At 65.7% G+C, this 6,769-nt stretch carries 9 protein-coding genes; 5 read left to right on the top strand and 4 right to left on the bottom strand.

Translation table 11 applies throughout. The annotated features are described in order from the left end of the window. A partial coding sequence (locus tag E1N52_RS40555) for a hypothetical protein (RefSeq protein ID WP_205965754.1) occupies positions 1 to 261 on the bottom strand: 261 nt, incomplete at its 3' end. 518 nt (positions 262 to 779) lie between these two features. On the opposite strand from E1N52_RS40555, the gene E1N52_RS40550 reads away from it, so the two are divergent. Further along, complete coding sequence (locus E1N52_RS40550; protein WP_133190489.1) at positions 780 to 2,183, top strand: NCS2 family permease; 1,404 nt, start codon at positions 780 to 782, stop codon at positions 2,181 to 2,183. Positions 2,184 to 2,303: 120 nt separating this feature from the next. Here E1N52_RS40550 and E1N52_RS40545 read toward each other — a convergent pair whose 3' ends face one another. After that, complete coding sequence (locus E1N52_RS40545) at positions 2,304 to 2,699, bottom strand: hypothetical protein (RefSeq protein WP_133190487.1); 396 nt, start codon at positions 2,697 to 2,699, stop codon at positions 2,304 to 2,306. Positions 2,700 to 2,839: 140 nt separating this feature from the next. Between E1N52_RS40545 and E1N52_RS40540 the strand changes: the two genes are divergently transcribed. From E1N52_RS40540 to E1N52_RS40530, 3 genes are read left to right on the top strand one after another with little or no spacing between them, the layout of a single operon-like run. Then, the gene (locus tag E1N52_RS40540) at positions 2,840 to 3,292 is read left to right on the top strand and encodes an ArsR/SmtB family transcription factor (protein ID WP_133190495.1); all 453 of its coding nucleotides are present in this window, start codon (positions 2,840 to 2,842) and stop codon (positions 3,290 to 3,292) included. After that, positions 3,226 to 3,630, top strand: coding sequence for an SRPBCC family protein (locus E1N52_RS40535; protein WP_133190497.1), 405 nt, complete (start codon positions 3,226 to 3,228; stop codon positions 3,628 to 3,630). The genes E1N52_RS40540 and E1N52_RS40535 overlap by 67 nt, the downstream gene beginning before the upstream one ends. Positions 3,631 to 3,665: 35 nt before the next feature. Next, positions 3,666 to 4,406, top strand: a complete 741-nt coding sequence (locus tag E1N52_RS40530) for a DUF899 domain-containing protein (protein WP_133190485.1) — start codon at positions 3,666 to 3,668, stop codon at positions 4,404 to 4,406. 82 nt (positions 4,407 to 4,488) lie between these two features. Here E1N52_RS40530 and E1N52_RS40525 read toward each other — a convergent pair whose 3' ends face one another. Both E1N52_RS40525 and E1N52_RS40520 read right to left on the bottom strand, forming a co-directional pair. Next, complete coding sequence (locus E1N52_RS40525; protein ID WP_133190483.1) at positions 4,489 to 4,671, bottom strand: hypothetical protein; 183 nt, start codon at positions 4,669 to 4,671, stop codon at positions 4,489 to 4,491. Positions 4,672 to 4,777: 106 nt separating this feature from the next. After that, positions 4,778 to 5,692 carry an NAD-dependent epimerase/dehydratase family protein gene (locus E1N52_RS40520; RefSeq protein ID WP_133190481.1) on the bottom strand — a complete coding sequence of 305 codons (915 nt, stop codon included), beginning with the start codon at positions 5,690 to 5,692 and terminating at the stop codon, positions 4,778 to 4,780. 115 nt (positions 5,693 to 5,807) lie between these two features. Here E1N52_RS40520 and E1N52_RS40515 point away from each other — a divergent pair, with 115 nt between their 5' ends. Further along, on the top strand, positions 5,808 to 6,740 hold the full coding sequence (locus E1N52_RS40515) for a LysR family transcriptional regulator (protein ID WP_133190493.1): 933 nt from the start codon (positions 5,808 to 5,810) through the stop codon (positions 6,738 to 6,740). Positions 6,741 to 6,769 lie beyond the last annotated feature (29 nt).

Raw genomic sequence — 6,769 nt, 5'->3', positions numbered from 1 at the left:
GTGCACCGGCGCGGGACGCGGCTTCTTCGGCGCAGGCTTCGCTGTGCTCTCCGTTTCCGGCTCGCTCGCCGCCTCGGGCGCAGACGCGGCCTCCGGCTCGCTCGCGGCCGGCTCGGGCTCCACGGCCACGGGCGCTTCCGGTTCGGGCGGCGGGGCCGGCCGGAACAGGCTGCAGCCCGAAAGCGTGAGCAGCATCAGCAGCGTCAGGGCGTACGGAAAGTGAAAAACAGGACGTGCGGAACGCAAGATGCCGCGTCTCATCTACTGAAACTCCTTGGAGCGGCCGGCGCGACGTACGCGCGGCAGGGGGAAACCGGGTCGGGATGCGTGAGTGTAACCCGCGCACCGGGCCGATCCGCTTAATGGCGACGTAGGCGACCTGCGTGGCTTCGGCGTCGCAAGCGCCGCGCCGGGCGGCAGGATGCGCACGCGAGCAGAGACGATGGCGTTTCGTCACACGAAACCGGCCCCGGCCTGCGCGGCAACGGCCCGTTTCTCGCCCAGGTGTAAACGCGGGGACGGCCCACCTACGTGCCCTGTACACGGGCATATAAGCATCGCGGCATGAACGCAATGCGACTCATGCGATGGGAGCACAAATCGTGTTCGCCTAACCTTCGCTCCATCCATAAAGAGATGTCAAAACGATGAGCGCCCGGAAGTTGAAGAAGGCGCCGGCAACGCGTCGACACGACTAAATCATTCGAGACAAACCTGATGACGGATCGGGCTGGTGAGCCGTGAACCGTTTCAGCATGCTGATAAAGGAGGCACTCACCATGATCGAACCCCACGCGCAGCCGCTCGCCGGTGCGACCACCGCCGAAGTCGAGTCCGCAGATTCATTGGGCCCGGCCTCGGGATTCATCGACCGATATTTCGACATTGCCGCGCGCGGCAGCTCGCTGCGTCAGGAGGCGATTGCGGGCGTCACGACCTTCCTCGCGATGGTCTATTCCGTGTTCGTCGTGCCGGGCATGCTCGGCAAGGCGGGCTTCGACACCAGCGCCGTGTTCGTGGCCGTGTGCCTGACCACGGCATTCGGCTCGCTGCTCATGGGCCTGTGGGCGCGCCTGCCGATCGCCATCGGCTGCGCCATTTCGCTGACGGCGTTTACCGCCTTCGGCCTCGTGCTCGGCAAGGGCCTGAAGCCCGAAGTGGCGCTCGGCGCCGTGTTCCTCATGGGTCTCGTGTTCACGGGCATTTCGGTGACGGGCGTGCGCTCGTGGATCCTGCGCAACCTGCCGCACGGCATCGCGCATGGGACGGGCATCGGCATCGGCCTCTTCCTGCTGCTGATCGCCGCCAATGACGTGGGTCTCGTCGTGAAGAATCCGGGTGCGGGCCTGCCGGTCTCGCTCGGCCATATCACCTCGCTGCCCGTGATCCTTTCGGTGGTGGGCCTCGCCGCGATCTTCGGCCTCGTGCGCCGCCGCGTGCCGGGCTCGATCCTGATCGTGATCGTCGCGATCTCGGCGCTCGGTCTCGCCATCGATCCGGCCGTGAGCTTTCATGGCGTGTTCGCGTGGCCGTCGCTTTCGGCGCCGGGTCATGCCTCGCTGATCGGCGCGATGGACGTCAAGGGCGCGCTCTCGCTCGCCGTGCTGCCGAGCGTGCTCGCGCTCGTGATGACGGCCGTGTTCGACGCCACCGGCACGATCCGTGCCGTGGCGGGCCAGGCGGGCCAGCTCGACGCGAACGGGCGTATCGTCAACGGCGGGCGCGCGCTTACGGCCGATTCGGTCAGTTCGATCTTCTCGGGCTTCCTTGGCGGCGCGCCGGCGGCGGCCTATATCGAATCGACGGTAGGCGTGGCAGCGGGCGCGAAGACGGGCCTCGCCGCCGCCACGGTGGGCGTGCTGTTCCTCGCGGTGATGTTCTTCGCGCCGCTCGCGGGCCTCGTGCCCTCGTATGCGACGGCGCCCGCGCTGATGTACGTCGGCCTCATGATGCTTTCGAGCGTGAGCCGCCTCGACATGGCCGATATGGTCGATTCGATGTCGGGCCTCGTGTGCGCCGTGTTCATCGTGCTCACGGCGAACATCGTCACGGGCATCATGCTGGGCTTCTGCACGCTCGTGATCGGCCGTGTGGTGAGCGGCGAGATCCGCAAGCTGAACGTGGGCACGGTGGTGATCGCCGGCGTGCTGGCCGCGTTCTACCTGGGCGGCTGGGCCATCTGATCATCGGATGACCCGGTCATTCGCCCGGCGGCCACGGCGGCCCGCCCGGGCGGCTGCACGGCCCGCGTCGCTTCACGGCGGCGCGGGCCGTGTGGCTTTTGCGCGCCACCCTCTGGCGCGTTACTCCGGCAGCACGCTGTTGCGTCCCTTGCCCGATTTGCGCGGCTTGCGTGGCTTGGGCTCCACGCCGATGCGCGGGTCGCGCGCGAGCACGAGCGCGCTCAACTGCGCGGCCGTATCTTCGAACGCGGCATCGGCTTGCGGTACATAGAGCCATTTGCCGAGCACGGGGTGTGCGCGCAACGCCGGGAGCACTTCGATGAGCGACGCATGGTTCTCCCTCGACGTGCAGACCAGCACGCCATTGAACGGCGGATCGCGGTCCGCTGCCACGAGACACAGCAGACCGTCCAGATAAGCGGCATCGCAGCCGAACATGGGCTTGCAGAGGTAGCCGGGCTCGCGCTCGAAGGCGTCGAAGATCCAGAGCAGCGAGTTGCGGATTTTGGACGGCATGGCGTGACGTGGCAGAGAGAGCAGGGCGCGGCGCGCAGAAATCGCCATTCTAGTGGCGTCGATGCCGCCATGTGCGCCGCTTCTGGCGAATGAGTTGGGCATGCCTTGACATCGCATGCACATCGCCTATGCTAAACCACATGGTTAAGTATGAAGACGCTACCCTCGACCGCACCTTCGCGGCGCTCGCCGATCCCACGCGGCGCGCGCTGCTCGCACGCCTCGCGCAGCACGACGAAGTTTCTGTGAGTGCGCTCGCGCAGCCGTTCGCGATGTCGCTGCCCGCGGTCATGAAGCATCTGGATGTTCTCGCTCAGGCGGGCCTCGTCACGCGCGCGAAGACCGGCCGCACCGTGGCGTGCCGGCTCGCCGCGGGGCCGATGGAGGACGCGATGCAGTGGCTCGCGCACTATCAACGCTTCTGGAGTGAAACGCTCGATCGACTCGCCGCTTTCGTGGAGGAAGATGCATGTCTACCCAACCCGCAGCCGCACCCGGCAACGCCCCGCAAGCTCCCAGCCTCACCATCCGGCGACGTCTCAACGCCACGGCCGCGAAGGTCTACGCCGCGTGGACGCAGCCGTCGCAACTGATGCGGTGGATGCACCCGTTCGATACCACCTGCATTCACGTAGAAGCCGACGTGCGCGTGGGCGGGCGCTTTCGCGTGATCATGCGCGGTGCGAACGGCGAAGACCACGATGTGAGCGGCACGTATCTCGAAGTCGTGCCCAACGAAAAGCTCGTCTTCACGTGGGCGTGGCGCAGCACACCGGAACGCGAGTCGCTCGTCACGGTGACGCTGCGCGCCGACGGGTCCGCCACTGACCTCACGCTCAAGCACGAACGCTTCTTCGACGAAGCGGCGCGCGACTCGCACAACGAGGGCTGGACGAGTTCGATCGATCAACTGGTGGCGCTGTTCGACTGAACGGCGCTCATTCGAGTGGAAGGAGGAATCGAAAGATGGAACCGCACAAGATTGTTTCGCAGACCGAATGGCTGGAAGCCCGCAAGACGCTACTCGCCGAAGAGCGCGCTTTCACGCACGCACGGGACGCGCTGGTGGCGAAGCGCCAGGCGCTGCCGTGGGTGAAGGTCGACAAGACCTATACGTTCGAAACATCGCAGGGCCAGCGTACGCTCGCGCAGCTATTCGGGCCGCGCAGCCAGTTGATCGTTTATCACTTCATGCTCGGGCCGGAATGGGAAGAAGGGTGCCCAGGCTGCTCGTTCCTCTCCGACCACGTGGACGGCATGCTGCCGCATCTGGAGCATCACGACGTGACGTACGTGGCCGTTTCGCGCGCGCCGCTCGCGAAGATCGAGGCGTTCAAGCAGCGCATGGGCTGGCGTTTTCCATGGGTTTCGTCGAATGGGAGCGACTTCAATTTCGACTATCACGTGTCGTTCAGCGAAGCCGACAAGGCGCGCGGCAAGGCGATCTACAACTACGTCGAGCAGGACTACATGAGCGATGAGTTGCCCGGCGTCAGCGCGTTCTATCGCGACGAAGCGGGCAACGTGTACCACACGTATTCGACGTACGCGCGCGGCGGGGAGATGCTGATCGGCACGTATGCGATGCTGGAATTGACCGCAAAGGGACGCAACGAAGAATCGGACATGCGCGAGTGGATGCGCCACCACGATCGCTATGAAGACGCGCCCACGCAGTCGTCGTGCTGTGCGCACGAGAAGCAGTAAGTTGCTGACCTGGGCCGGTAGTTGTTAGTGCAACGAAAGAAAGCTGCTGCGCGCGTCGCGAAAGAATCGTAAAAGAAGCGCCTTAGAGCGACATCTCGAACGCGGGGCGCAGCAGCACTTCGATCGCCATCACGATGAGTCCCATCGCGCCGGCGGCGAGCGTCAGCGTGCCGTATTCGTCGTAGCGCGTGTCGTACAGGCACGCGACGATGAACAAGATGGCCAGCAGATTGGTTAGCCAGTAGAAGTTCAGCGCGAGGAGCATCGGCGTATCCGGTGCCGGCGCGCAGCGCGCCGGCGGCTAGTGCAAGACGCTCGGATTCTAGCGGAGCGAGCTTACGGATACGCAACAATTACGTGCGCTACAACACTTATTTTTGCGCGATCGGCGCTTTTGGCATCTCGTTGCGGATCCAGTCCGTGACCGAGGTGCGTTGCGGCTGCCAGCCGAGCAGCGTGCGGGCGCGCTCGCCGCGTACGCGGCTATTCGAGCCGAGGCCGTACGACGCCATTTCGTAGCCCCATTCCTCGATCGCGGCTTCGAGCGGCCAGTCCTGCGGCGCGCCCAGACCCATCACCTCGGCGAGCGCCGTGGTCATGTCGAGGAAGTTCGCCTCGCCGCTTTCCACGAAGTAGAACGTGCCCGCCGGCGTGTTGTCGAGTGCGAGGCGATAGAGTTCGGCCACGTCGTCGACATGCACGTTCGACCAGATGTTCAGGCCGCGCCCCACGTGACGCATCACGCCGCTCTTCTGCGCCTGGCGAATGAGCCGCGGCAGTTGCACGCTCGCGGCTCCCGGCACCGCGCCCACGCCATAGATCAGCGTGTTGCAGAGCACCGCGCTCTTTACGCCACGTGACGCGGCCGCCAGCACGAGATTGTCGATGGCCACGCGCGGCGCCTTGTCGGCGGTCGGCTCGGGCAGGGCGTCCTCGCGATAGATTTGCGTGGTCGCCTCGCCGCCCGACGCGTCGCCGACGATGCTCGAGCCGCTCGTATGCAGGAGCGGCTTGCCGGAGCCTTCGAGCGCGTCGATGAGCGCCTCGACCGCGCCGCGATGATCGCTGCTCGCCGCGTTGATCACGGCGTCGGCGGCGCGCGCTTCTGCCATCAGCGTCGCACGGTCGGCGAGATCGCCCTGCACGGGCGTGATGCCGAGCTTTTCGAGGTCGGCGAACTGCTCGGGCCGGCGTACGAGGCCGCGCACCGTGTGCCCCGCACGCACGAGATGCGCCGCGATCGAACCGCCGATAAATCCACCTGCGCCTGTCACGAAGACTTTCATGAGTTGCTCCTGGTCCTGTCTTGATTGCGATGGCAGTCAGTATCGGCGTATCCGGGTTTTGCAAAAACCGTGTTAGTCTCAAATGAATATTGACTGCGGATCAAGAATGTCCACGATGAAGACGTCGACCGACGAACTGCTCGTATTCGTCACCGTGATCGATGCGGGGTCGATTACCGCCGCGGCCGAAAAGCTCGAGCAGACCGTCTCGGGCGTGAGCCGCGCGCTGACGCGGCTCGAAAAGCAGCTGGGTGTCGCGCTGATCCTGCGCACCACGCGGCGCCTGCAACTCACGGAAGAGGGCGAACTGTTCCTCGATCGCGCACGCGCCATTCTCGCGGCGCTGGCCGACGCCGAGGAGGCCGTTACGCGCCACCGCGAGCGTCCCTCGGGGCGGTTGCGTGTGGATGCGGCCACGCCGTTCATGCTTCACTGCATCGTGCCGCACGTTGCGGCATTCGCCGACGCTTACCCCGAGATCGAACTCGAACTCACGAACAACGAGCGCATCGTCGATTTGCTGGAGCAGCGCGTGGATATCGCCATTCGCATCGGCACGTTGCAGGACTCCACGTTGCACGCGCGCTCGCTCGGCACGAGCCGGTTGCGCATCGTCGCGAGTCCCGGCTATCTCGCGGCGCATGGCACGCCACGCAGTGTTGCTGCGTTGCGCGAACATCGGCTGATCGGCTTTACGGCGCCCGCGCATCTCAACGGCTGGCCGCTGCGTGCGGCTGGCGGCGACGAAACGCGTGCAGCCACGAAGACCCACGAGACCGAGCCCGGCTACACGATAGCCCCTGCGCTTTCGGCGTCGAGCGGCGAGACGATACGCCAGCTCGCGCTCGCCGGCAGCGGTATTGCGTGCCTGTCCGACTTCCTCACCACGGCCGACCGGGATTCGGGCCGTCTCGTCACCGTGCTCGACGACGCGCTGATCGAATCGCGCCAGCCGATTCACGCCGTCTACTACCGCAGCGCGGCGCTCGCGGCGCGCGTGCAATGCTTTCTCGCGTTTATTGGGGGCAGGCTGCAACTCGACGCGTGACGGGCGCTGGCGGCGCTCTCGTGGATAGT

Origin of the sequence: Paraburkholderia guartelaensis, from assembly GCF_004353905.1 — a bacterium.
Taxonomy (GTDB): Bacteria; Pseudomonadota; Gammaproteobacteria; order Burkholderiales; family Burkholderiaceae; genus Paraburkholderia; species Paraburkholderia guartelaensis.
This window is presented reverse-complemented; position numbering and strand designations above follow the sequence as displayed.